This is a genomic window from Glutamicibacter sp. BS14 (assembly GCF_056934375.1).
Genome location: NZ_CM167801.1, coordinates 3028101 through 3051004, shown reverse-complemented (window position 1 = coordinate 3051004; position 22904 = coordinate 3028101). Strand labels below are relative to the sequence as shown.

General features: G+C 58.5%; 37 protein-coding genes. 4 read left to right on the top strand and 33 right to left on the bottom strand.

The genetic code is table 11. The features are described from left to right. Nucleotides 1-2 precede the first annotated feature (2 nt). The 18 genes from AC1Z36_RS14420 to AC1Z36_RS14335 form a co-directional block, all read right to left on the bottom strand. Nucleotides 3-428 carry a hypothetical protein gene (locus AC1Z36_RS14420; protein WP_483561399.1) on the bottom strand — a complete coding sequence of 142 codons (426 nt, stop codon included), beginning with the start codon at nucleotides 426-428 and terminating at the stop codon, nucleotides 3-5. Continuing rightward, nucleotides 425-820, bottom strand: coding sequence for a hypothetical protein (locus AC1Z36_RS14415; RefSeq protein ID WP_483561398.1), 396 nt, complete (start codon nucleotides 818-820; stop codon nucleotides 425-427). The genes AC1Z36_RS14420 and AC1Z36_RS14415 overlap by 4 nt, the downstream gene beginning before the upstream one ends. Next, nucleotides 817-1209 (bottom strand): DUF6093 family protein, encoded by a 393-nt coding sequence (locus AC1Z36_RS14410; protein WP_483561397.1) that lies wholly within the window; start codon nucleotides 1207-1209, stop codon nucleotides 817-819. The genes AC1Z36_RS14415 and AC1Z36_RS14410 overlap by 4 nt, the downstream gene beginning before the upstream one ends. A 3-nt stretch (nucleotides 1210-1212) precedes the next feature. Further along, nucleotides 1213-1599 (bottom strand): hypothetical protein, encoded by a 387-nt coding sequence (locus tag AC1Z36_RS14405; RefSeq protein ID WP_483561396.1) that lies wholly within the window; start codon nucleotides 1597-1599, stop codon nucleotides 1213-1215. 27 nt (nucleotides 1600-1626) lie between these two features. Beyond that, nucleotides 1627-1944 carry a hypothetical protein gene (locus AC1Z36_RS14400; protein WP_483561395.1) on the bottom strand — a complete coding sequence of 106 codons (318 nt, stop codon included), beginning with the start codon at nucleotides 1942-1944 and terminating at the stop codon, nucleotides 1627-1629. A 12-nt stretch (nucleotides 1945-1956) separates the two neighbouring features. Then, nucleotides 1957-2913, bottom strand: a complete 957-nt coding sequence (locus AC1Z36_RS14395) for a major capsid protein (RefSeq protein WP_434690848.1) — start codon at nucleotides 2911-2913, stop codon at nucleotides 1957-1959. A gap of 54 nt (nucleotides 2914-2967) precedes the next feature. Further along, nucleotides 2968-3654 (bottom strand): hypothetical protein, encoded by a 687-nt coding sequence (locus AC1Z36_RS14390; RefSeq protein WP_434690845.1) that lies wholly within the window; start codon nucleotides 3652-3654, stop codon nucleotides 2968-2970. 54 nt (nucleotides 3655-3708) lie between these two features. Then, on the bottom strand, nucleotides 3709-4944 hold the full coding sequence (locus AC1Z36_RS14385; protein WP_483561394.1) for a hypothetical protein: 1236 nt from the start codon (nucleotides 4942-4944) through the stop codon (nucleotides 3709-3711). After that, on the bottom strand, nucleotides 4941-6395 hold the full coding sequence (locus tag AC1Z36_RS14380; RefSeq protein ID WP_483561393.1) for a phage portal protein: 1455 nt from the start codon (nucleotides 6393-6395) through the stop codon (nucleotides 4941-4943). Before AC1Z36_RS14380 ends, AC1Z36_RS14385 begins: the two co-directional genes overlap by 4 nt. Nucleotides 6396-6411: 16 nt before the next feature. Further along, nucleotides 6412-7002 (bottom strand): terminase, encoded by a 591-nt coding sequence (locus tag AC1Z36_RS14375; protein ID WP_483561392.1) that lies wholly within the window; start codon nucleotides 7000-7002, stop codon nucleotides 6412-6414. Beyond that, a complete protein-coding gene (locus AC1Z36_RS14370; protein ID WP_483561391.1) occupies nucleotides 6999-8042 on the bottom strand; it encodes a terminase in 1044 nt (347 codons plus the stop codon). Before AC1Z36_RS14370 ends, AC1Z36_RS14375 begins: the two co-directional genes overlap by 4 nt. After that, on the bottom strand, nucleotides 8026-8541 hold the full coding sequence (locus AC1Z36_RS14365; protein WP_483561390.1) for a hypothetical protein: 516 nt from the start codon (nucleotides 8539-8541) through the stop codon (nucleotides 8026-8028). Before AC1Z36_RS14365 ends, AC1Z36_RS14370 begins: the two co-directional genes overlap by 17 nt. Before the next feature lie 270 nt (nucleotides 8542-8811). Then, nucleotides 8812-9144 (bottom strand): hypothetical protein, encoded by a 333-nt coding sequence (locus tag AC1Z36_RS14360; protein WP_434690830.1) that lies wholly within the window; start codon nucleotides 9142-9144, stop codon nucleotides 8812-8814. A 67-nt stretch (nucleotides 9145-9211) separates the two neighbouring features. Further along, nucleotides 9212-9835, bottom strand: a complete 624-nt coding sequence (locus tag AC1Z36_RS14355; protein ID WP_483561389.1) for a DUF4145 domain-containing protein — start codon at nucleotides 9833-9835, stop codon at nucleotides 9212-9214. Nucleotides 9836-9944: 109 nt separating this feature from the next. Further along, nucleotides 9945-10604 carry a hypothetical protein gene (locus AC1Z36_RS14350; RefSeq protein WP_483561388.1) on the bottom strand — a complete coding sequence of 220 codons (660 nt, stop codon included), beginning with the start codon at nucleotides 10602-10604 and terminating at the stop codon, nucleotides 9945-9947. A 64-nt stretch (nucleotides 10605-10668) separates the two neighbouring features. Then, nucleotides 10669-11025: a VRR-NUC domain-containing protein gene (locus tag AC1Z36_RS14345; RefSeq protein WP_434690823.1), complete on the bottom strand. Its 357-nt coding sequence runs from the start codon at nucleotides 11023-11025 to the stop codon at nucleotides 10669-10671. Beyond that, nucleotides 11025-12284 carry an HNH endonuclease gene (locus AC1Z36_RS14340; protein WP_483561387.1) on the bottom strand — a complete coding sequence of 420 codons (1260 nt, stop codon included), beginning with the start codon at nucleotides 12282-12284 and terminating at the stop codon, nucleotides 11025-11027. Before AC1Z36_RS14340 ends, AC1Z36_RS14345 begins: the two co-directional genes overlap by 1 nt. A gap of 470 nt (nucleotides 12285-12754) precedes the next feature. Then, nucleotides 12755-13069, bottom strand: a complete 315-nt coding sequence (locus AC1Z36_RS14335) for a hypothetical protein (RefSeq protein WP_483561386.1) — start codon at nucleotides 13067-13069, stop codon at nucleotides 12755-12757. A gap of 118 nt (nucleotides 13070-13187) precedes the next feature. Between AC1Z36_RS14335 and AC1Z36_RS14330 the strand changes: the two genes are divergently transcribed. Continuing rightward, nucleotides 13188-13448, top strand: a complete 261-nt coding sequence (locus AC1Z36_RS14330; RefSeq protein WP_105661338.1) for a GlsB/YeaQ/YmgE family stress response membrane protein — start codon at nucleotides 13188-13190, stop codon at nucleotides 13446-13448. A gap of 54 nt (nucleotides 13449-13502) precedes the next feature. Here the strand turns inward: AC1Z36_RS14330 and AC1Z36_RS14325 are convergent, their stop codons facing one another. The 15 genes from AC1Z36_RS14325 to AC1Z36_RS14255 are packed head-to-tail and all read right to left on the bottom strand — an operon-like array spanning nucleotide 13503 to nucleotide 20340. Further along, nucleotides 13503-13919, bottom strand: coding sequence for a hypothetical protein (locus AC1Z36_RS14325; protein ID WP_483561385.1), 417 nt, complete (start codon nucleotides 13917-13919; stop codon nucleotides 13503-13505). After that, nucleotides 13898-14161 carry a hypothetical protein gene (locus AC1Z36_RS14320; protein WP_483561384.1) on the bottom strand — a complete coding sequence of 88 codons (264 nt, stop codon included), beginning with the start codon at nucleotides 14159-14161 and terminating at the stop codon, nucleotides 13898-13900. Before AC1Z36_RS14320 ends, AC1Z36_RS14325 begins: the two co-directional genes overlap by 22 nt. Then, nucleotides 14158-14391 (bottom strand): hypothetical protein, encoded by a 234-nt coding sequence (locus AC1Z36_RS14315; protein WP_483561383.1) that lies wholly within the window; start codon nucleotides 14389-14391, stop codon nucleotides 14158-14160. Before AC1Z36_RS14315 ends, AC1Z36_RS14320 begins: the two co-directional genes overlap by 4 nt. Continuing rightward, complete coding sequence (locus tag AC1Z36_RS14310) at nucleotides 14388-14912, bottom strand: hypothetical protein (protein ID WP_483561382.1); 525 nt, start codon at nucleotides 14910-14912, stop codon at nucleotides 14388-14390. Before AC1Z36_RS14310 ends, AC1Z36_RS14315 begins: the two co-directional genes overlap by 4 nt. Nucleotides 14913-14971: 59 nt before the next feature. Continuing rightward, a complete protein-coding gene (locus tag AC1Z36_RS14305) occupies nucleotides 14972-16066 on the bottom strand; it encodes a DNA translocase FtsK (RefSeq protein WP_483561381.1) in 1095 nt (364 codons plus the stop codon). Continuing rightward, nucleotides 16063-16407, bottom strand: a complete 345-nt coding sequence (locus AC1Z36_RS14300; RefSeq protein ID WP_483561380.1) for a WhiB family transcriptional regulator — start codon at nucleotides 16405-16407, stop codon at nucleotides 16063-16065. Before AC1Z36_RS14300 ends, AC1Z36_RS14305 begins: the two co-directional genes overlap by 4 nt. A 2-nt stretch (nucleotides 16408-16409) precedes the next feature. Then, nucleotides 16410-17918 (bottom strand): ParB/RepB/Spo0J family partition protein, encoded by a 1509-nt coding sequence (locus tag AC1Z36_RS14295; protein ID WP_483561379.1) that lies wholly within the window; start codon nucleotides 17916-17918, stop codon nucleotides 16410-16412. A gap of 44 nt (nucleotides 17919-17962) precedes the next feature. Then, nucleotides 17963-18172 carry a hypothetical protein gene (locus AC1Z36_RS14290; protein ID WP_483561378.1) on the bottom strand — a complete coding sequence of 70 codons (210 nt, stop codon included), beginning with the start codon at nucleotides 18170-18172 and terminating at the stop codon, nucleotides 17963-17965. Between the two features lie 5 nt (nucleotides 18173-18177). Then, entirely contained in the window at nucleotides 18178-18477 is a 300-nt protein-coding gene (locus AC1Z36_RS14285; RefSeq protein WP_483561377.1) for a hypothetical protein, read from the bottom strand. Then, nucleotides 18474-18929, bottom strand: a complete 456-nt coding sequence (locus AC1Z36_RS14280; RefSeq protein WP_483561376.1) for a hypothetical protein — start codon at nucleotides 18927-18929, stop codon at nucleotides 18474-18476. The genes AC1Z36_RS14285 and AC1Z36_RS14280 overlap by 4 nt, the downstream gene beginning before the upstream one ends. Continuing rightward, nucleotides 18922-19239: a hypothetical protein gene (locus AC1Z36_RS14275; RefSeq protein WP_483561375.1), complete on the bottom strand. Its 318-nt coding sequence runs from the start codon at nucleotides 19237-19239 to the stop codon at nucleotides 18922-18924. Before AC1Z36_RS14275 ends, AC1Z36_RS14280 begins: the two co-directional genes overlap by 8 nt. Next, on the bottom strand, nucleotides 19236-19370 hold the full coding sequence (locus AC1Z36_RS14270) for a hypothetical protein (RefSeq protein WP_483561374.1): 135 nt from the start codon (nucleotides 19368-19370) through the stop codon (nucleotides 19236-19238). The genes AC1Z36_RS14275 and AC1Z36_RS14270 overlap by 4 nt, the downstream gene beginning before the upstream one ends. A 12-nt stretch (nucleotides 19371-19382) precedes the next feature. Beyond that, nucleotides 19383-19706 carry a hypothetical protein gene (locus AC1Z36_RS14265; RefSeq protein WP_483561373.1) on the bottom strand — a complete coding sequence of 108 codons (324 nt, stop codon included), beginning with the start codon at nucleotides 19704-19706 and terminating at the stop codon, nucleotides 19383-19385. Further along, the gene (locus tag AC1Z36_RS14260) at nucleotides 19703-20080 is read right to left on the bottom strand and encodes a hypothetical protein (RefSeq protein ID WP_483561372.1); all 378 of its coding nucleotides are present in this window, start codon (nucleotides 20078-20080) and stop codon (nucleotides 19703-19705) included. The genes AC1Z36_RS14265 and AC1Z36_RS14260 overlap by 4 nt, the downstream gene beginning before the upstream one ends. After that, nucleotides 20077-20340, bottom strand: coding sequence for a helix-turn-helix domain-containing protein (locus tag AC1Z36_RS14255; protein WP_402735761.1), 264 nt, complete (start codon nucleotides 20338-20340; stop codon nucleotides 20077-20079). The genes AC1Z36_RS14260 and AC1Z36_RS14255 overlap by 4 nt, the downstream gene beginning before the upstream one ends. 248 nt (nucleotides 20341-20588) lie before the next feature. Between AC1Z36_RS14255 and AC1Z36_RS14250 the strand changes: the two genes are divergently transcribed. The 3 genes from AC1Z36_RS14250 to AC1Z36_RS14240 are packed head-to-tail and all read left to right on the top strand — an operon-like array spanning nucleotide 20589 to nucleotide 22887. Then, nucleotides 20589-21221, top strand: a complete 633-nt coding sequence (locus AC1Z36_RS14250) for a hypothetical protein (RefSeq protein WP_483561371.1) — start codon at nucleotides 20589-20591, stop codon at nucleotides 21219-21221. Further along, a complete protein-coding gene (locus AC1Z36_RS14245) occupies nucleotides 21187-22407 on the top strand; it encodes a hypothetical protein (protein WP_402735759.1) in 1221 nt (406 codons plus the stop codon). The genes AC1Z36_RS14250 and AC1Z36_RS14245 overlap by 35 nt, the downstream gene beginning before the upstream one ends. Before the next feature lie 48 nt (nucleotides 22408-22455). Beyond that, nucleotides 22456-22887: an ImmA/IrrE family metallo-endopeptidase gene (locus AC1Z36_RS14240; protein ID WP_483561370.1), complete on the top strand. Its 432-nt coding sequence runs from the start codon at nucleotides 22456-22458 to the stop codon at nucleotides 22885-22887. Nucleotides 22888-22904: the final 17 nt, after the last annotated feature.

Below are 22904 nucleotides of genomic sequence, written 5' to 3'. Positions count from 1 at the left end.
GGTCAGACCCGAGAGCCCATGAACGGGTATTCGTCCACGAGATACACGGGGTTAGTGGTTTCCACGGAGACCCGGTTATCCGGTTCAGCCGTGAGTACTTCGACTTGGCGAAGACGAGAGAACCGCCAGCCGGCTACCACCGGACGCTGACGGTTCAAGGACGTGCGTGAAGTGCGGGCCAACGCGTTCAGCCCCTCCAGCGACAAGGCCACGACCGTGCAACGCAACGTGAACGCCGTCTGGTCCGGAATGTCGTCGCTGGAACGGTCGCCGCGTTCACCCGAGGTTTCCTCGCCCCACCCTCCGTTCAGCACCACGTACGGGAAGTCGGAGAGCTTCGGAGGACTGGACAACTTCGCTTCGTGGATATGCACCCGCGTGCCAGCAGGGAACATCGCCTCGATGCCGCGGAACACTTCAAGACTCATATCAGCCCCTCCAAGACATCCAGCAGGTACTTCTCGAAGTTCGGAGCTTCATCGGCGAGCGCTTCGGCTGGGTCGCGGACTGTGCCGCCACCGCCGTTGGCGCCGCCGAAGTATGCGATGCCGGCGAGTCCGGCAGCTGCGTGCCGGGATTTGTTGGGCCCGATCTCTGCGGCGATATTGGTTTGCCCGAATGCGCCGGAGCTGACTTCTTCGAAGTCGACAGAACGTGCTGCGACTTTGAAGTAGTTAGACGTTCGAAGGTCCTGCTGCATCGCGGTCTTGACGTTGAGAGCGCCTTTCTTGACGACCCCTCGTACCTTAGGGACTAGTCCGTCTGGAACAAGTCCAAGGTCTTGGGAAAGCATGCGCAGTTCCGAGTCATCGAGGCTCACGAGGACACCGCCCTCCATCGTTCCGCTGTGCGGTGGGTACCGTCAGCAAGTTCGACCAGTTCGGCCTTAGTGCCCGGACGTGGCAGATCAAATCGGGAAGAAGTGATTTCTACCAGGTCGCCCTTTTCAGCTCCGGAGAGAATGGGCAACTTGGCCAGCATGTTGGTGATCTGGAAGTTAGCGCCTGCCAGCAGGAGATCGGTTGGCTGTGCGGTCTCCACTTTCAGAGCGCATCGGCCGGTGTAGATGGTGTCGTAAGTGGCCACCTCGTGCCCCAGCGCGGGGTCGTAGGTTGTTCCGTTTGGACGCTTCACGATGCACTCGGAGGTCATCGCGAAAAGCGCGTCTCGCCGTCCCTCGGCGATCATCTGGGAGTCGAACAGATCCATTGCCTACCCCCAGAGCGAGACGCTGTAGGCGCCGGCCGGGAGTATCGCTGGCTTTGGTGTCACCAGAGCCAGTTCGTGTTCGTTGACATACAGCTCGCCAGTCGATACCGAATTATCGAACGTCTGCGAACGGGACCAATCGTCATAGGACTTTGCGAGCTGGCGTACCGAGTCCGGATTCTTCAGCACTCGAATGATCATCGAGATCATGGCCGATGCCACCGACTCCAAGGAGACTGTGCCGTCAGCCAAGTGCTGTTCCAGTTCCGGGCGTGGCACGAGCAACCTGATCCATGCCTGGTTGGACAGGCCTGGAACAATGACAGATTCCGCTTCGGAAAGAGGCCGCCATACACCAGCGATGTCCTCAGGAGTTACGCTAACGGGCATGACGGCCCCTTTCTTCTGCGGAGTTTGCTAGTCCTCGATCAGTTCGGCGGTGGTCGCGCCGGTGTCGATGTTGCGGGTGACCTTGAACAAGCCCTTCGGCCCACGCTGCTCGTACACTTCGACGCGTTCCTTTGGCTTGGCCTTTGCCGGGGCGCGACGATTAGCTGCGGGCTTCGACGCCGTCTTGGCATCGGGAGCCTTGGCTCCCGGCTTCGGCTCGGACTTGGCTTTGGCCGCTTCATCCTCGTCCTTGGCCTTCTGGTCTTCGATAGCCTCTACGCGGGCCTTTTCCTCGGCTGCGTACAGTTCGGCTTCGGTCGGTTCCTTCTTAGGCTGAGTTGCCATGTTTGTCGCTCCTTAAGCGTTCTTGATGCCGCGCAGGCGTGCAGCGGCCTTGCCGCCGAACAGTGCCAGCCCGGTGTAGAACTCGATGCGGGTACGGTAGGAAGGCTTTTCCTGCAGCTCGCCCAGGTCATCGACCTGCACGCCGCCGTTGGTTAGGCCGGTTACGCCTCGGTCGCCTTCGTCCTGGCCGAACTTCACGGCGTAGATGGAGGAGGTGTCGAGGGAAGCGCCCATGGTCTCGGACTGCGGCAGGATCAGGTTTCCTGCTGCGTCGTCCGATGGATCCAGGATCGCGATGCCGTTGTACTGCAGTACGCGCTTGCCGGTCAGGTCCTCACGGACAATCTCGGTGCCACCGATGCGGCGGCCGGCCGAACGGATCTTTCCGGAGATCTGCGCGTTGGCGTAGATGGCGCCGTTGGAACCGTTCAAACCCGGCACCTGGGCAATCAGCGCGTCGAGCATGTCGAAGAAGTCGTGCGCTGCGTCGCCGTTGGTACCAAGCACCGGAGCGCCATCAACGTCAGCGTCCAGCACCTGCGCTCCGATGAGACGCTTCTTCAGGCCGTCGAAGCCCAGAGGCTCGGTCGCCACGTCGCCGTTGAAGAACGAGTTCTGGAACTTGTACGAAGCGGCCTTGACCTTCATCGCGGTCTGCACCGCACGCTGGTCGTTCAGGTCGCTGCGGGTCTTCTGGATGAAGCGGTCTACGTCAGCGTCGCCGCCGAGGATGACCAGCGACTCGGTCGACTGGTTCACGGTACCGGTGGACTCCGAGTACGCGCCGTTCACGGCACGGAACTCAACGCCTGGCAGGGTGCCTTCAGCGTTGTACGCGTAGGCGTTGCCTTCAATGTTCATGAAGGGAATGCGGTCCAGGATGGAGGATTCCTGAACGAAGGTCTCGATGACGCCTCGCTGCAGGTGGGTGGTCGACAGCTTAGCTGCCTCGGGCAGAGTGAGAGCCATGGTGGCTTCTCCTTTCAGAGTTGCGTGTCACCGCGGCCCATCGGCCGAAGTGTCTTACTTTTTGGGTGACTGCGAGTAGCCCAGGCGCATGCGTGCCATGCCGGGAGCTACTTCTTCCGTTCCGGAACCGATGTGGCCAGCGCCCGGGACAACACCGTTGCCCGAGGCCTTTCCCCACTTCGCGATCCATGCATCAGCGTCCGCTTCAAGTTCTTCCTTGGAACTGCCGCGCAAGCGCTCGGCCGCTTCCAGATCCAAGCCCTTAGCAGCGGCAACTTGGTACTGCAGGACCGCCAGTTGGGTCTTAGCCAGCTCCGATTCGGTGGTGCTCTTGCCGTTGCGAAGATCTTCAAGCTCCTGCTCGCGCTTTTGCTCGTCGGTCTTCCCAGCGTCCTCGAAACCCTTGATCTTCGATTCGCGTTCGGCCAGCTGGGCCTTGAGCTGCTTCACGGTTTCCCGTTCCGCTTCCAAAGCCTTGATACCTGGGGCGCCCAGTGGTTCGTTTCCTGCCGGCGGCTCGCCACCTCCCGCGGGAGTGCCGCTTGGATCAGTGCCAGCACCGCCGCCGGCCGGATCACCTCCTCCAGCAGGTGCCCCGCCAGCAGGATCACCAGCGTTCGCGGACATGACCGCGTCACCGAACTTGGCACGGTTGAACGCAAGCAGCTGCTCAAGCCCACCAGGTGCAAATGGGTCAATGAACCCGTGCATCAATGCAGGTGCAGTCGTAGATTCAGGCATTTCTTTTCCCCTATCGCAGGGTTAGTCCTCCCGGCGTCGCACCGAGAAGAAGGTTTACCGTGTGAAAATCTCGCCAGCGGAACCGATCCACCGGCGATAGTTCGTCTCAGCCTGCGCACGTATCTGCGGGGTGAGAGGTCCTTTACCAAACGGGTTACGGCCTTCCTGCACCGCATCCCATGCCAAGGTGGCTCGCTGCACACGCTTCTGGGCCTCGCTCATCGTGGAGACAGGCCTAGAAGGGTTCGCGATGACACCGTTGGGGTTCTGACCGCCGGGCTGGATATATCCGAACCGGCGAAGCTGTTCAAGCGTCTGTTCTCGCGGAAGGTTCTGCGCGTAGATCCCTTCCGGTGTCAGGCGCTTCTGCACTGTTCGTTGGTACTTGCTCCGAGCCACTGGCTCGAAGCCCTCAGAATCGGCCCTGAGCCGCTCGGAGGAACCAAAATCACCGCGCTTGGTCGTGCCTTCATCCGTATTCAACGAAAGAAGGGACTGGCCGCGTCTCGTACCGTCCTGAGAAATTCCCGCATAGGACATGCCTCGGCGGGAGTTGACCACCTGGAACAAATCCGAACCGTCACGAATCGCCTGCGCGCCCGCCGTGGTGAAGTGCTTATCCTGTTCCTCCGGCGACAGCGAGTTGAAGTATTCGTACGGATCAACTCGCAAATCGTCGGAATGGGACTCCTGCGCGGGAATCCCGCGGCAGTCACAGCGAGGATGCCGGAGGAACCCGGCATTCCACCGATAGAACCGCCCAGCAAGCACCGCGCAACGGCTGCACGACGGCGGGTTGAGCATCCTGATATAACCGACACCTGCACGAGACGCGCGGTCCACAGAAGCAGCCCCACGGCCTGTGTCAGACAAGACCGTCCGAGTGATCCTGTCCAGATCCTTACCGCCCATAGCCAAAGCCTGCTGAGGCACCATGCCAGCACCAATCAAGCTCTTCGTCTTCGTCACCGGCGAATACAGCAACGACTCCAAAGGCCGTCCATCAGGCGCAGACAAAGCGAACGCCCGTGGATTCACGAACCCTTGAGGAAACACGTACGCGCCCTGCTCGGCGAGCGCCATGGCCCCGAAGGCGGCTCCTTCGGTGGCGGCGGCGGTCATGAGTGCTTGGACGCTTCCGGTGAGTTCCGGTGCTGTTTCTGCCCATGATCGGTCGAGGTCCACGAGGGAGATGTTCCGCCAGGCGTTGCGGGTTACGCGCAGTGCTTTGAGTGCGAGTAGCCGCATTTGGCGGTCGTGCTCGGTCGCGGCCGCGGAATAGGTGATCATGGTTGGATCAGTTTCTGTTCCAGGTCATTGATCATCAGGTCCTGCATTTGGCGCTCTGCGTCGGAGTTCGACACCCACTGTTTGACAGCTGGCGGCGTTGCGCCTGGAAGCATCAGCCATGCGTCCTTGCGTGCCATGCCACCGGCAATGAGCTTGCCGATGGCATCAACAATTTGCGCGAAGGAACGAGGCTCGGTGTCTGCCCAGATTATTTCGCTGCCTGCATCCTCGTGGGATTCGCCGCGGGCCCGGTTTGCCAGGCGCATGACTTGTTCCAGCGACTCGCCTGCGGATCGCTTGAGGTCCTTCACCAGTGCCTGCAGCGTGGATTCCGCTCCTGCAAGTGCATCGCCGGAGAGGTTGGCCATGCGGGAGAGCATGTACTGGGGAGGGATCTGGCCGATTGCGAAGAAGTCGGTGAGGAATTCGGAGAGCACCTTGATGTAGTTGTCCAGGTTGGACTCCGGCAGATCAAATACCTTGGTGTCTGAGCCAGGGAATACCAATGCTCGGTCTACACCGAGGCGACCGGGACTGTTGAGCATCGGCAGCGGAAGCCCGTTGCCGTCTAGCACTGGTTTTCCGTCTGCACCCATGCGGATGATCGGGTTGCCTGAGCTGTCTCGAACGACCGGGTCGTAGCCGGTGAAGACTCGTTGGCGGTAGGCCGAGAACTGCATGGCCAGCAGGGTATTAAACCGTATGGTGTTCAATGCGTCCTGCTGCGGGATCAGCGTTTGTATAGCTGATCTCGGTTTGCCGTCTGCATTCAGGTTGTAGTCGAATCCGACGAAAGGAAGTGCGTCCAGTCCGTGCCGGCCATAGTCTGATAGCGACCAGGCGGAGGATCCGCCCGCGGCTTCGTACTTGAACCATTCGTTTTCGTCGTAGACGAACGCGATCCTATTTGACGCCGAGTATTTTACGGAGGATGGAAGTATCAGCGAGGAACCGCGGCGCTCCTGCACGCTGAAAATCTTGACCGCCCAAGTATGCGTGAACGGATCTTCCGCATCAGCACCAAGCCAGACTCGCCGGCCGCTTTCGGGGCGGATCTTCGGGGTCTTCTTGTTCTTCGGGTTCGCAGAAACCGACATGACGCCGCGGCCATGGGTGTACATCTCCTGGAACGGGATTGCCTGGCGGGAATCCAGCCGGTTCGGCTGCCAAATTTCATTCCAGACAGTTTCGTCAGCGGTGTCTTTGCGTCCGGTCTTGATGCCATCGACTTGCAGTCGCTGCGTGGGTGCTTTGACCGCAATTTCCATCCAGTTGGCAATGGACATGTCCTGCAGCTGCCGGTACTCGGCATTCACGCCTTCCGGGGCGTACGGCAGGTCCTGGTCGCCGGCAATGTAGCGTTCCCGGTAATCCCAGTCCTGCTCCTGCTGCTTGAGCTCCCATTCGCCAACGTCCAGGCGCTCACGTGCAATTACCTCTGCATCAGCCACAGAGCACCTCCTTGGTCTAGTTGAATCCGTAGGCTTGCCGGGAGATGCCGTCTTGCGGCTTCCACCCGGTGGACCAGCCCGCGGCGCGAGCGTCACAGGCAGCCTCGTGCGCGAGCACTGAGGTGACGGCCGCATCGATCTTCTGGTGGGCCGAGGGCTTGAGGATGATGTAGCGCTGGTTGGTTCGGGCGAACATTCGCGCGTTGGAAATGTGCAGCGCGGTGATGGGGCACGCGTCGTGCAGCAGTGCGCCGGATTCCAGATCAACGATGAATCGCTCCAATGCGGAGTGCATCGGTGCTTGCCGGTAGGTTTCCCACTGAATGACCCGGTCATCACCGTATTTCGAGGACCAGGCTTCTATCTCGGTCTTCCACAACGGTGGATCGCAGTACATGCGTTCCACTTTGTGGGCCGTGAATAGCTCTTCCACCGCCGCGTGCACTTCCTCGCGTGGAATACGGCCACCGAACTCTGCCGGATCCCAGATGGTCGGCCGGCGGTCCGGCCCGTAGGTGGGCGTGAATTGCCAGCCGCCCAGAGTCTCGGCACGAATCGCCGTGAAGTCGTGCTTCTCCGAACCGTCGAATGCAAGGCAGATATTCACGCAACAGACTCCGTTCGGCTCCACAGCCCTTCAGGCATCCACGCGCCCTTGCCCTGGGAAAGAATGTTCCCGTAGAAGCGTTCTGCTTCCTCCGGGTCTTTCTCCATCATTTCCACGGCTTCAGCTTCAATGCCGTCCAGATCCACCCAAGGTGAACCGCGATAAACGAACTCGAGGATCTTCCGGCGGTCACGAGCATTCTTGAATTTCAGATGCTCCGGCGGCCGCCGGAAGAAACGGAACACGTCTTTCGCGGATGACTCATAGGTTTCCTGTGCAGTCGAAGCCTGCGACGGGTCGTAGGCGTTCGTGGTCTCAATGCCTCGGCCACCGATGCCGGCCAAGCCACGGCGAGCTGTCTTAGCTACGTTCTTCAGCTTGTTCGTATCGGTGAATGTTCCGGTCTCGTCGAACAGGCCGAACGTGATCGGGTTACCCAGGCGGGAGAGAGCCGATGAAGTGACCGCTTGGATCAGCCCGTCCTCCCCGATTCTGGCGAAGCTCTCGGTTGTTCGTATGAACTCGGACAGTGGCCCGTCCTTGACCATGCCCTGCAACGGACCGTAGGTGTTGTCGACTTGTTCCTGCGATGTGGCGAACAGCTGGATCAGGGGAGTAGGCCAGGGGATTCCCTTGGCTTCTCCCTCCTCGTACTCGTACACGAAACCGCAGCTGCAGTCGTATGTTGAGCATTCGAATGCTTCACCGTCATGTGCCCAGCCACCGAATAGTGCCGGACCGCGAGCCTCGTTCAACGTTATCGAGGCAGCCCAAGGGCCTTTGCCAGTTTTCTGCGGTGCAATGACCTGGGAACGGCGGTTTTCGAAAGCCGGGGCCAAGATCGGACGTTCCGGACGCCACATCGCTTTTTGCTTCACCCGATAGTGGTTGACCGTGCACCACAACTGCCAGTCACGGTGCACAAACGGCAATCCACGGTCGAAACCGGTAGGAATCGGGCAATGCGCCTCGATCCAATCTGCGGCAAGGAACCCTATCGTTGGGAAATCGACAACAAACTCGCTACTTTCCTGATCCATTGCGCACTACATGCATGCGATCACGGGCAGACTCACGGCGAGCGCGGTTATTCGTCTGCTTCTTTTCTTCGCGCTTCTCGCCGAGTTCGTCCGTGGAGATGCGCCAGCGGTTACGGAGCAACGCTGTTTGAGATAGGCCGAGGCGATCAGACCATTGTCGCGCTTCGCCTGCTGCCTTGAGGTTGCCTCGTTCGCCTGCAACCAGGACTCGGACGTACATTCCTACGTCGTGGCGCCACCCCAGCCCGTCCCAGGCGACCGCTTGGGGCGTCTTCCAGATTTCCCTCCACACAGCTAGTTCGCGTGCGTCCAGCGCCTTGGCTAGGGCCTCGTCACGCTCTTCTGCGGGTTTGAACTTTTCCTGGTCACGCCATTTCTCCAAAGGGAATGCTGGTGCGTTCCCCTTGCGACCTTCGGCAGGAAGGGTGGTCCATCCTGAGGAGTCGGTCTTGCGCATCCGGCGAAGTGCGTTCGGGTCTGGCGCCGGGCCAGAGTTCACGCGTGCTCCTCCACTTCCCATGAGATACCTGCTTCCATACCGCGTCGCGCGGTGTGTTGAGAGGGGCATCGCGCCCACTCTTTTCAATGCATTTCGTGGATTCAGACTTACTGGTTTTGATGCTGAATCCAGAACCAGATTTGAACCTGACAGACCAGTGAAACTTGAACCTGACTAGGGTTTTCAGAATTCCTTGAACCTGACAAACTATTTAGAGACCTCCCCGGCGGTACTGGGCACCCCGGGCGGGAAGGGGGCTACCCCCAGGGGTCACGAGGGTCGTTCGAACACCGCATGCGAGGCGATACCAGCTGCTCTAAGGTTGCATCTGATGTGCTCAGGGCCGGTCCAAGCTTTGCGGTCATCGGTGTGGCCGAGCTGGAATGGTTCGCCGTGTTCGAATTGATTGCGGCACTTAGCGCATGCGAAGTTGTGGATGCCAGCCTTGATGATTCGCTGCCGTTCCTTCTGATGCGCTGCGTCGTACCCGCGCTGGTAGCTGTTGCCGCGCTTCTTCTCATAGGCCCGGGCATGCTCGGGGCATCGCTTCTCCGTGCTGAGTGCGGGGCAACCATGCTCGGTGCAGACTCGCATGCGCGCCATGATCACCTCACTGCGTCCGGGTACGACGAAGCCCCGAACCGTATGGCTGGTCCGGGGCTGTGGTTGGCTAGGCTGACATCTCGTAAATTGTTCGCAACACGTAATGTGTCACGTCGAGAGTCTTTATAGCTTGCTCTTTCGGCGTGCTAGCTAAGTCGTGAGTTGCTCGGTTGCCACGTTCACGGATACCGTCAATGACCGGCATCATCATGCGTGGGAAAAACCGCTCTTCATCTAGCTTCTTCACGTACGCTGTGAAGTTCAGTCCTTCATCCATATCGAATTGGTCGACAGCGATATGCATCAGGATCTTTCGGCACATCAGTTCGGCGGCAGTCCATGCTGAAGCTCTGCCCGCGTTCAGCACTTCGTCCCATGCTGACTCGATGTCATCGGGAAGGTTCTTCAGTCGGGGCATTGGTAGCGGCCCAGGAGACAGTGTGTACATGTCTGCATTGTTCACGGCTGAACGTTGAAGCAATTCAATTTCCTCCCGCCGTCGCCCTTGCTTGTACTGAAGTTTCAGATTTAGTACAGATCCGCTGTTGCAGCGCGGACAGATGAAAACTTCGAAGTCATCGACTGGGAAGTCTTGTCCATATTGAAAGTTGGTGGAGACCCTCAGCTTTGTAAGGCTGACTTCTTTACCGCAAGTACCACAGATGGAATCAATTAGGTCGAGATTGCTCATGACGTAATCGTCTCACGACGAAGCCCCGAACCACTGTTGTGATCCGGGGCTATCGCTTGAGCCAGTAAGGCCATTCAATCAGTAAATTTACGCCACTAAGTCAAGTCCGTCAAACCCGGCCCAGACGGGGAGGCCGAGCACCTCGACGCTGTGGCCGAGACGCCTTCAGCATCTTCGACCAGGTGTCCCATTGCACCGCGTGATGGGCATCAGCTGCACACCTGACAGTCTTCACACCATCGGACCTCTCGGCAATGAACAACTGGCCTTTGCACCCGGGGCGCTTGCAGTACTGGTCCGGGAGCTTGGCCGTGGTCTCGACACCGTACGTCTTGGCCGCGATCTGATCAGCTGCCTCGGCAACCCACCAATACGCCTGGCGGGTGAAGCTCTTGTCGGTGGCTCCTGCGATCTTCACCATCTGCCACCGGGCCAGCCACTCGGCCAAGCTCGGCGTGGTCTGATCAGCCGGCAACATGAGACCAGGATGATCATCGATCAGCCTGAGAGCCACAGACCAGATGTTGTCGCGCACGATCATCAACGCATCCGATACCGAGACGTTCAATGGCAACGGTGCTTCAGTGCGCTGGGCGTGACGCTCGCTGTCACCACCTCGCGACGGATGCAATGCGTCCTGAGCTTCATCCCAACGATCAGCCACCAGGTGAAGATCAGCACGCATCCGGTCATCGCAAGTCGGGCAGAGATTCAGATCAGCCGACGCAGCCGGTGGAACCTTGTCCTGCTCGGCTACTAGATGAACCACGCACACCCCAGCACCTTCACGAGCGATCGACTGGCAACCCCAGCAACCACAATCCGCAGCATCCTTATGCTCTGGCAACGGTCGCACCTCCTCGCAACACCTGAAGAATCCGGCCAGACACCCAATCAGATGGGCGCCACACCTCAGCCACCTGGCCACCCAAACGAAGATCATTCAGCCACGACTCCTGCGCTGGACTCACTCGGCCGGCCTGGGCCTTCAACTCGGCAAACATCAACATCTTCGTCCGCCCATGGATCAACACCAGATCAGGAAATCCCGGATTCGAACGCCGAGAATCATGGGTGTGATACTGCTGCGTGTAACCCAACGACTTCGCAAGGCTCTGCACATGAGACTGGAACTCTGATTCACTCCACAAGAGGACAGGGTTCTTGAACAGCTTCTGGTTGTACTTCATTAGCTCTTCCTCCTACGAGGTCTTCTACGTCTTGAACGGGGCTGAGTATTGTTCGAAGGCTTAGCAGGAGGAGGGGAATCAGCAGGTGAGTGATCGCGCCACCCAGCCCTGCCAGACCCTTCCCGGCCCGACCCGTCCCGACCCGTCCCGACAGATCCAGATCCGACACCCTCAGGTTTCTTGATGATCAACTGATTATTTTTTGATTCGGAGTTGATCGGTGACTGGGCGGGGGACGAGCCGGGGGTATCCGTTGCTTCGTCGCCGGCCGGAGCCTCACCCTGGCGGGGAGTCTCTACGGCTTCGCGTTCAAGTGCTGCGATCATTTCCGAGTATTCGATGTCGTGGAGCTCGGTGGCCATGTCCGAAGTGGACAGGCGTTCTTTCCGGGCCGGGTTATCCGTTGCCTCGGAGTGCTCAACCTTGCTGGCTGCCGTCGCATTCTTGCCGGTGGTGGTGGACGAGCCGGTGGTATCCGTTGCTTCGTCGCTTGCCGTTACCTCGGTGGAGGCCGGACCATTCACTGGGCTCGATGCCGGAGCTGGCTTAGGAGCGTGGAGCTCTACACGTTCAGTCGAGACCTTGACCAGGATTCCCGCCTTGTCACGCAGCCATGCGGCCGCGGCGGCGGTGAAGTACGGGGTTCTTGGTGCCGGTCTGAGTTCTTTATCCCAGAAGTCACCTTCCTTTCTCGTTGAATTGCAATCCAGGCAGGCAACCACGAGCCGGTCAATGGGCGTGGGGTCGCTGGTGTCCAGATCGGTCGGGTCAAGGTGGTCTATGGTGTGGGCCTTGATCGATTTGCGGTCATTGCCAAAGGTGACAATGCGGCCACACCAGCGGCACTCGGCGCCATCGCGCTTGATGATGGCGCCCTTCTTGGCCATGTCGTAGGTATCCGCGCGACGGTTCTTCTCGCGGTCCTTATCCGATTTGAGGATCATGTGGAAGAGGTCTTCCTCTTCCACGAGCTTGAGGACCCGACGCTTCTTGCCGTTCTCCTCAATTTCCTTCTCCTCGAAGATCCCGCAATACAGCGTGGTCTTCAGCAGCTCGGCGTACCGGCTCAGGCCGGCCAGCATCCTGGCTGTGCCGACCTCTACGATGTAGTCCTTATCGAATGCAGCCGATTGCGTGGCGCACCGATTCACCCACCCGTAGACCTCGTTCAGTAGGCGATCATCGACCCAGTTCACTTCCAGAACACGCAAAATCAGTGGATGATTCGCCGATACGTCCGACTGCTTCAACCACGACATTGGCGTTCCTGTTCATGTTCTTAGGCTTCGGCAGCTTCCGGGCTTGCGCCCTGGCTACGGCGAGCGCTTCTTTGGGGTGTTTGGTGTCTGCGAGGGCGTTGCCGCGTTGGAGGGTGATCCAGCGGCGGGAGTGCGGGTTTCGGCAGACGTAGATTTTTTCCGAGTCGTCGGTGAGCGCTCTGATTAGCATCATTGGTGGGCCTCGATTCTTATTACTTGTTCGGGGTCGCTTCGGTGCTTGATTTGGACGCCGTTCCAGGTGAGTTCCACGACGGTGGCGTGGAGTTGGTGGGTTATGTAGGTGATGCGCCCGTAGAGTCGTGGTTCTCCCGGGATGTTGATGCAGGCGTGGAGCCCTAAGTGGTCGAGGTTGTTGAGCCGGCTGGTATGGATTTCATCCATGTCCCGGAGCGGGTCGAGACGTGGGACTGGGCCATCGTTCCTGGGGCGTTTAGGGGTTGCTGGTTCAGTCACTTTTCCTCCTGAGACTGGTTAGCGCGGGCACGGAGCCATGCGGTGATTGGCTGGGCTACGCGCAACCGGTCTTGCAGGCTGCCCTGGATCAGTTCGTTCCATGCCTTGTACTGAAAAGCGTTGGCTACCTCGTTGAGCGCTTCTGTTTTTGCTTCGGCGCGGACGGTTTCAAGCCAGCGGTTGAACTGGGCAGCGCGACCCGGAATAGGGTTTCCGTCAGTGTCGCTTGTATAGAACGTTCGTATGGTCGCAGTGTCCGGCGTGAATTCCCCGCCGTGGTAGGTGGCTTCATGCTTGTCATTAGCGCCCATGGGAATCATCTCCTATGTTTTTGATTAGTAATTCCTGTGCCCCGACCTGTATTGTTTTCCCTTGTGCATCTCAGTCCTGATGCTGAACGAAGTCACTCGATCCCAACAGGAGGAAGTTATGGGTTTCATTGGTTGGATTGTTTTAGGCCTTATTGCTGGCGCGATCGCTAAGGCGATCAAGCCCGGTGAGCAGGGTGGCGGCTGGCTCGCTACCCTGGTGCTTGGTGTTGTTGGCGCTATCGTAGGCGGATGGATTGGATCCGCGATCTTCGGAGTCGGAGTAAACGAATTCTGGGATCTGTCTACATGGTTGCTGGCCATCGGCGGCTCGCTGATCGTCCTCGTTATCTGGGGACTGATCACACGCAAGAAGGCGTAGTTTGCGCGACAGAACGGGGTCTTACCTTTCGAGGTGAGGCCCCGTTCGCCATGCCTAGGCATCGTTCACCTCCGGTCCGTCAGCAACGGCATGGATCGAGTAGAAGCGCCACCAGGCTGTCCTGCCGTCGTTTGCCGCGTCGTCCTCTTCTTCAGCTGTCCGGCACATGCTCTGGTGTGGCCCTGTCATGGATTCAATGGCTGATTCGATACTCGTGTGGAGTTCACCGTCCCAGTCAATCGCGTTGGTTTTCTTGTCGACGATGATGTACCCGCGAACTTCCGGCTGGGCGACGGCGAGGACAGCGCGTGCGTTGCCCCGGTAGTGTTCCATGCTGGTTTCGGTGAGGTCTTCCCAGTTCGGCGGTTCTGGGCATTCAATGCTCGGCGTGTGGTACTTCCTTTCACGCATGAACAACGCTTTCGCGCCAGCTTCGAGCGCGTCCGGGTTTAGCGGGGGCTGGTCAGGCATTGGGGATCTCCTTGGATTTCGTCTCTTGGCTCGGGCGCTTTCCAGCCCTGCTCGATCATGACCGGGACGATCAACTTCAGCGCTTCCGCGATGTCCACCTTGTGCTGATACCGGTTGAACGCTCCAGCGCCGGCCCAGCTAGGCATCGGCAGCTCGCCATTCTGGATCCTGGTCTGCTCGTAGGAGACGATGGCTACCTGCTGGACCAGGTCCTCAGTGATGTAGGACTTCGGGGCGATCATGACTGCACCTCTGGCTTCTTCATTTGTCCGGTGATGGTGATCTTGTCCGATGGCTGCAAGATGTGGTGCTGACCGTCCAGCACGACTCCGACAAACTTCAGCTTCTTCCCGGCTAACGTTTCGTAGGTGCTATGCGAAATGGACTCCAAGGTGCCCTTCGAATCCGTGAACTCGACCGTCTTGCCGGTGTCGGTGCCGTTGAGGCGCCGGGCTTCGATGACGGTGCTCATGCCTGCACCAGGAATCCGGTGAAGCATTCACCCTGCGTTATTCCGGTCAGCAGGTAGTCGTCTTCCTCCTGGGAGGCTTCCACACCTCCGACAGCCCACTTCAAGTCGTGGTGCCGTGTGATCTTCAATGGATCGTCGCCGAGGATTTCGTGCAGGTCCACCCCAGTGTCGTAGCTGCAGTACGCACGGACGGCTTCTTCAGCGGCCCTGGCATCACTGGTTCCGGTCACGACCCAGTAATCACTGTCTTCGCCGAGGGTGAGGACGTCGATCGAGTCGCCACCGTTGCTGGTGACGCTCAGATATACGCCAAGGCTGCGGGCCCATGTGATCGCGGCGCCGTGGACGTTGGCACGAAGAAGGCCGATCAGATTGTCCGCCCGGTGGTGGTTCCGGATCATATCGTTGCGCAACGGACCGTCGATGTAGGCAATGACCTGGTCGGTGGTGCCGGTGAATTCGAATGGTGCACCGGCATCGTCTCTGTTATCGATGTCGCGCAAGGTAATCATGGTGGTCATGGTTCCTCCTTACAAGGTGGGTGGTTTGTTAATTTCTTGACAAGGTTTTTGGGTCCTGGTCAGGTCGTTGCAGCACTGTTCTCGGTTTGGTCGGCAAGTGCTCTGTCGAGTTGGTCGGCCGGGATCAGTACTTCTCGTGCTTTGCTGCCGCTGGCAGGGCCAACGATGCTTCGCGCTTCCAGCTCTTCCATGAGCCGCGCGGCTCTAGCGAAACCGATTCTGAGCTTGCGTTGCAGCATTGAAGTTGAGCCGAACTGGGTCGTGATCACTAGGCGCATGGCTGAACGGAACAACTGTTCATCGTCATCGTCGCTATTAGGCTTGGCCGTGACCGTCATGCTGGTGTTTCCGCTGCTGAAGACGATCACGCCTTTGGCGGCCTTGAGTGCTGCGACCGCTGCTGCTTCGGCGCGTTCGGCTTCGTTGTCCGGCCGGCCGGTGCTCCGCTGGCGCAGCGCGTATGCCAAGGCGGGCAGCCGACGGTTCCATCCGTCGCGGGCTTCAATGAGCTTCACGTCGAGGTCGGATCCTTCCTCGGCTCGGATTGGCATCAGCAGGCCGATGAAGGATTCTCCGCAGGTGATCAGCATCCGGGTTCGGGTGGCCGTTGGTTCGACCGCCAGCGGTTCCTTGTAGGCCGCGGCCGCGTGCGCGAAGAGCTGCAGGAGCTTGCCGTTGGCCAGGATGCGGGAAGGCACCTGCTTGGCAGCGGACACGGCTTCTTCGAATAGCCTCGGCAGGTTCGGGAATACCTCGGACGTGTTCCCGTTAGGCACGATGTACGCCTTCCCCGGGAACAAGCCTGAAATGTCGGTGAAGATCAGTTCCTTGGTAGAGACCTTGATCTGCAAGGAATCGCCGATTTCATCCTCAGGCTGGTTCTTCGAAGCTTTGAAGACTTGGAGCAGTTCCTTGACCACGGTCGGGTCCAGGTCGAAGGAGTCTTCTTCGGGGTCTCCGGTGAGCCCTTCGGAATCCCAAACGCTCACGATTGCCAGTGCAGCCGACGCGGTGTTGGTTGCTTGGACGTAGACATTCTGGTCATCGGCCATGAAATGCACGACGTCCAGGCCGGTAGCAGCATCATTGTGAACATGCGGCTGAACTGCGATCAGTGCGTGGCGCAAGTCCGCGGTGTTTACGGTGAGGATCATGGCTTCTCCTTCAAAGCTGGGCGGGGTCTTCTGGTGTTCGCCGAGGCGCGTTTGCGTGCGGCCTTAGCCCGGTCTTCGGGAGTGGTGCCGCCGAAGATGCCGTACTTGAACGTGTCCTTATCGGAGAACGCCGTTTCCCGGCAGGCATACCGGACTGGGCAGGTAGCGCAAATGCTCTGAGCTTTATGCGCTTCCGATGCGGCGATGCTCGATGGGAAGAACGGATCACCGTTCTTCTTGAAATCCCACGGATAGCAAGCTGCCTTGTCCTGCCACGAAGCAATGTCATCGGTCAGCTTGGGGGCTTGGCGGGTAATGCTCGCCATGCTTCTGGTGGCCACGGCTACTCGTTCTCCCCGTCGCAGTCGATGCACAGGCCCTGCCACTCGGAGTCGGCCACGACTTCCTGATTGCAGCCGCCACAGGTCGCGGTGACCTCGTCAGGGAGCGGGACCAGATCCAGATCGCGATTGCGGCCAGGCAGATTCATGGCCGAGTACTCCATGGCCAGCTTCTCGTCGAGGTCGAGTTCATAGCCGAGATGCTCAGTAAGGAACTTGTAGTAGGCGTGACCGTTCTTCCAGCGAGCGCCGTAGTTGCCGTTTTCAAACCCTGAGCGTTCGAAGCCAGACAGCTTGCCCAGCGATTCTTCAGTGCCGATGTAACCAGCGAAGGCCAGCATCATGCCCAGATAAGCCATGGACTGGCGCACCAGGTGCTTGTGCACTTCAGCGTTCCAGCGGTCCAGGAGTTCGGAAGAGCTGGTGATTCCGTCCAGCTCGGGGGCTTTGATGCCTACGACCTCGCCCATAATGGTGCGGCCTTCATCCGAGTAGAGGATCTGCTCCATGATCTTCTTGGCGATGGTTTCCTTCGCCAGCTGCTCCGACGGCTTCACGGTCTCGAAAGCATTCTTGATGAACGCGATTCGGGAGCGCTGCACAATCTTGAGCATGCTCTTGAGCTTGTTCTGGGTTTCCTTGTCGTGCTTCTCCTGCTCGGTCAGCTCGGGCTTGACCTTCTTCTCCTTGACGTACCAGGTAGGTTCAGGATCGCGATAGCTGAAGTAGTAGCGGTGGCCGGCCGTCTTGTGTTCTTCGTCGGTCATTTCGTCTTCGACCTTCGACCACGAGGCGTCGTACTGAATGTTGAAGTCTCCAACTTTGGCGTCCAGCTCTTTCAGCTCAGCCTCGCGCTGAGTCTTCTTGATCGACACCTCGGTTTCAGCAATGACGCGCTCAACGGTCTCCACGCTGGCGCCGTTCGGCATGTCCTCGATGCGTTCCACGGCGCGTTCGTACAGGTTGGGGATATCGGACTTCTCTTCCAGCTCCTGCAAGCGCTGTACTGCGTCCAAGCTCAGTCGGCCGGCGGAGTAGGCCTTGGATACGCCGTCGTTCTTCAGGGCGACCTTGGCGCGAGCCTGGACTTCCTTGCGGGACATCTTGAACTTTTTGCCCACGGTCGTGATATCCAAGCCCAGATCCAGCAGGCCCTGGATGCCCTTGGATACCTCGGCCTCGGACAATGGGCGGTGGTTGCGGCCGGTGGTCAGCATCGTCTCGATGTCAGCGCGCGGGCCACGATCGGCCTTCGGCACTGGAAGCACCACGCAAGGAACTTCAGTCAGGCCGGCCTGCGCGGCAGCAGCACGACGGCGGTTGCCGTCCTGCACCACGAAGTCGCCCTCGCGGACCGGATGCGGATATACCAGTAGCGGGTTGAGCAGGACCAACTCCTTGATCTCGCCGGACAGCTGGGTCAGATCGCCCAAGTCCTCGCGGATGTTATCGGGGTGCTGATGCACTGCGGAAAGGGCAAGAACTTCAAGTCTGCCGTTGAATTTAGCCAAGAAAATACACCTCTAGTGCGTAGGAAAGAATGGAAAGGGAAGAGTTATGCGGCGCGGAAAGCGCGAAGGTCAGATGCCACCCAGTCGCCAACAGCAAGGACAACCCAGCCGAACGCGGCAATAGCGCACAAGCCACTGAAACCGGAAGGCAACTGCACGGTCAGCATGCAGAGCAGCAACAGCAGCCCGATGGCCGGCATATGGACCCAGAACATGCGGCGAACCGCGAAAAGAAGAACGTCTGCAGGACTCATGGCGATCATCCTTCGAACAAGGACTGGGCCGGCACCGGGGGAGGAGCGAGGACTGCGGAGAAGTCCGCGATCTCCATCCCGTTCACGTGCAAGTGGCCCACGCCGTTGTCGCCGTCCGCGATGGTTCCGACCTCCACATAGACGCTGCATCCGCGGTACTTGTTCTTCGCCCACGCGCTCACCGTCGCCTTAGCTGCCCTGGCACGATCAGCCTTAGGGGATTCCAGCCAGGACGTGTGCAGCGTGGCAGACGGCCGGCCGGAGCCCTTCGGATTGATGACCACGCGGCCCTCGACCCGGCTCACAGCACTATGCCTTTCTGGTTTAAAACTTTGTCAAGCGTCTTGGTGACCTGTTCGGCGACTGACTTCCGCGTGGCCACCACCGAGCCGCCGATGGATACGCGAATGGCCTGCCCACTGGGCTGGACCATCATATTTTCAGGCGAGCGCATGGACGGATGATCTGAGCGCTGCATCATCTCCGCCACCTGCTGGCCACGGAACTTATCGACCTGGTCCCGCAGCTCGTCGAGGGCATCGTCCAAGCGGTCGATGTTCACTAGCGTGTGATCGATGGCCCCGTTGATGTTGCCGGTGGAGTCGAAGCCTGGCCATTGCTTCAAAGCAAGCAGCAAGTGAACGGTGGCTTCTTTCGCACGGTCGTACGCCTCTTGGCGGGTAACCAGATTCTGTGCTTCGGCCAGACGTGCTGGGGAAACTGACTGGTGATTCTTCCGGAACCAAAACTTAGACATCGGTCTCTCCTCTTCTTGCTTTGCACTTGCCGCACTGGCACGGTCCGCCCTCGTTGGGGGAGAAGCCAAGAGCGAACTCGCCCAGGCCTTCCACCGAAGCCAGCTTGCGGCCCATCTCGTTCGCTACACGGTTCGCCACCTTCGCGGACTCCACCCGAGTGCGGTTCAACGCCGCTTCGGACTCACGCAACTCAGCGGCCTTCTGGTTGGCCGTCGCGCCGGTCAGGAAGAAATACGTTCCCGAGCTGAGCGTTCCAATCGCGGTCAGGCCGACGCCGGCACCGATGACGGTGAGAATCAGATCGTTCACGCCGCCACCACCTGGACGATGGCCTCTGCGCGCCAGCTGGCTAGCACGGCTCCTGCCTCACGGATGCACTGCTCCCGCGATGGCCGGGCCTCGGCCTGTGTGCTATCAACAGTGTTCGATACACTGGACATTGAAATCACTCCTTACTTACCGTTTGAATGTTTGGTTTCGTTGCCCTCAGCAGTTGCACCTGCTGAGGGCATTTCCTTTTCCTGGCCGGTCCAGACACGGTATGCCCGGTCGTAGACTTCCCAAGCTTCACGGGCCGCCTTGGACTTCTGGCCGGCCAGTTCCTTGGCTTTCTCGTAGACGACGAGGATAGTCGTGTCGGCGGAACCGGTCTTCAACAACTGCTCAGCGATATCCACCGCGGCAGAGCCGACAAGCTCGTTAGCTTCGATGGCATCGTTCCGGGCAGCGCGGTAGCTCTCGCTGGCCCGGTCGTAGTTGTTGCTGTACCGACTCACAACTGACCTGCCTGGTGCGCCTCGAAGGTGAGCCGCACGCAATTGGCGAGTGGCCTTGATTCCGGGTGATCAGTCTCGTGGTCGGCCGGAACCGGGTGTAGCTGCTCGCAGACGAACAGATCACGCTCGAACTCGAAGTGCGTCGCGTACGCCTCGGAGCTGGACAACAGCGAATCCAAGTTCGCGTGAACCTGGGCTCGCATGTCGTCACGCTCTAGCGCATCGCGTACCTCGGTGATGCTGTTCGAGGTGTTGCCGACAGAGTGGCTCTTGACAGCGGCCGTGCTGGCAACCCGGCTCGCGTCTGCCTGAGCGGGTACACAACCGGCGAGCGCGAGGGCTGCGACGGCGAGGGGTGTGAGGTTCTTTTTCATGCCGCACGTACCTTTCCTGACTTATTTTCCGGTTGGCCACTCTTTTCTTCCACTTTGGTCAAAAAAAGATCGTCTACAGCCACGCCTAGGAATTTCGCAATTCGCAACGCTGGTTCTGGCTGCAAAGTGTCAACCTCGCCATTGCAGAGGCGGTTCATGTAGCTATGAGACTTCCACCCCGCAATGCTGGCGAGTTCGCGACGAGACACCTCCTGAATCTCCATGATGGTCAGGAGCTTCTTCCTGTCCTTGAGTTTCATCCAGATATCTCCTAGCTGGATCGGGAACTTTACGACCTTCACTGTACTAGCCTTTCTTCCAAGTGTCCAGATAATCATTACATTAACTGCCCGCTAGTGTCCACTCTTTTTCTACGGATTTACCTAGAACTGCGTGGATTCAGGCATTCTTCGCAATTTATAGCTAGAGTTCTTAGTGTCCACGACATGCTTACAAGAAGTGTCCGCACTGTTTGCGCGTGTCCATGCGATCCGGAAAGACTATGGCTGTGAACGAATTACACCCACTCGGCCGCCTCATCCAGGCAGCGCAAGACCGTGAAGGTTGGTCAACCCGCGACATGGAGAGGGTGGCTGAGCGAAACGGCCACTCGATGAAGCACTCGAATTTTTCTCGGCTGAAGATTGAACCTGTAGTTGCAATCAAAGCCAGCCAGATTCAAGTCCTAGCTTCAGTGCTTGGTGTCTCAGAGCAGGCGGTCGCTTATGCGGCCGTGGCCAGCATGGGAGTCCAAATGGACGCCCAGGATGCATCTTTGGAAAATTCGCTTCGCTATTCAACGGATCTAAGCGTCCGGGACCAGCGATTAGTTTTGTCTCTGGTAGCCGCGATGCATGACGCGGAAAGTGGCATTAATGGACAACGAGGCCAATCTCAAGCAAGCGAAACTTCAACACTGCGAGAGGTGGCGCCCGCGGGTGACGCTCGCCCTGGACAGAAGACCGAACGTGACTACGGCATCACGGAGCTCCACGGCGAAGAAGCCAGGAGCATCCCAGTGCCACCACTCCAGAAACTCGCAGCGCACCCAAAGGTGAAGACCAAGCAAGAGCAACTTGACGCGGAATTGGACCACAGTGTGTCCGATGCTGACCCTGAAGGACGTGATTCCGATTTCTGAAATTGATCTCGCAGCGAAAGACAACGCATTTCGACTTTTGCGGGCTACACTCCAAGGAATCTCGGATAACTTCAACGGCTGGGCTCGGACCTTCAACCAGGCAGACCCTATGGGGCGGATGGCGAGCTCAATCGCTTCGGTAATTGATCAGCACACCAACATGTTCACGGGCTTGGTACTTGAGCATTTGACCCAGGTCTCCCCGGACAAATTTGTCAATCTTGAGCGCTATCTTGACCAGTCCTATAAAAAACTGGATCTTTCTTCTGCCAATACACTTCAAGATCTGACGAGGGTTTTGCACTGGATGGAAGAGGTCTACTTCATGGAGTTAGACCCCGCACACTATATTCCCGAGTTGTCTAACGACCCAACTTACGGCAAGAAGTTCTCCAACCTCCGTCGAGATTTCATAGATCTCCAGTATGCCTTGAAGAAGGAGGAGCAGCAGTTGGCGCTTGATCGCCAAGCAGCAGCGGCGATTGATAAACTCAACTCCATCAATCTGGATCCGGATGAGATATCGAGCCTTCGGAATCGGTTGGAAAGCCAAGCTACTGACTTGAGTTCGTGGACAGTTCGAGCAGAGAATTTGGCGAGGGATCTTGAGGGAACTAAAAGCACGATAAGCCAACTAGAGTCACAGGCACTGGATGCAGTAAATAATTTCTCCGCCGCCCAGGCAAGGTATGACGCAGTTTCTAAGCGGTCCTCGGCAGACACGCTTGTGCAACATTTTCAGTCGTTTCGTAAAAAGCATGATGTGTCAACCATGTTCTTCTTCACAATTGGAATCATGGTCCTTTTCGGAGTGGCAGACTTTTCAGTAACCTTTGCATTGCAGTCCGGGGACGCCGAATTTAATTTGCCTGAACTGTCATGGCGGTTCGCAATTGTGGCCGGGGGCGGAGCGATTGGAACTTATTTGTTGCGACTGGCCACATATCATCGCCGCCTCGCAGTTTGGGCGGACACGATGCAAGTTCAGCTTCAAACGTTTGCCTCCTACACCGAGCAAATCGGAGACGAAGCTTCCAAAAATCAACTTCGCGCCGAATTTGCGAAACGAGTATTTGGCGAAGAGCCAGGGCGCCCTCAATCCGGTTCCGGCGAAAAAATCGAAAGTATCAGCATCGCTGATCTTTCGACGCTCATCGCCAATATCGCCAGAATCCAAGTTAAGTAACGTCACCGACCGCTGATGTCACGGACCTGATTCCAGTCATATTGTGACTTGCAAGCTTTCGAACATATATTCGATTATATGCAAAATGTATGGGCTATGCTGCGCTCGTTCGCGCACGTCATTATCATTTGGAATCGTCCTCACCCGGACATAGTTGCGGCCACGGATGGTCGGCGTATCTGGATCGACCCGAAACTCACCGCAGTGGAGCGGAAATGCTTCCTGGCGCACGAGGCAATCCACATCCGGCACGGTCACGACGGCTGCCAGTCGCGGGCCATCGAACGGCAAGTCTGCCTGGAAGTAGCTCGTTTCCTTGTCAGCTTCGAGAGCCTACAGGAAGTTGCAGGCTGGTCACGCTGCCCGGCCGAAATGGCCGAGGAAATCGGCGTCACCGAACAAGTCATCCTGGATCGGCTGGCCACGTTAGACGGCGACCAGATCCAGGCGCTTTGGCCGCCAGGCGAACATATCGCCTAACCACTTATTCCCATCCC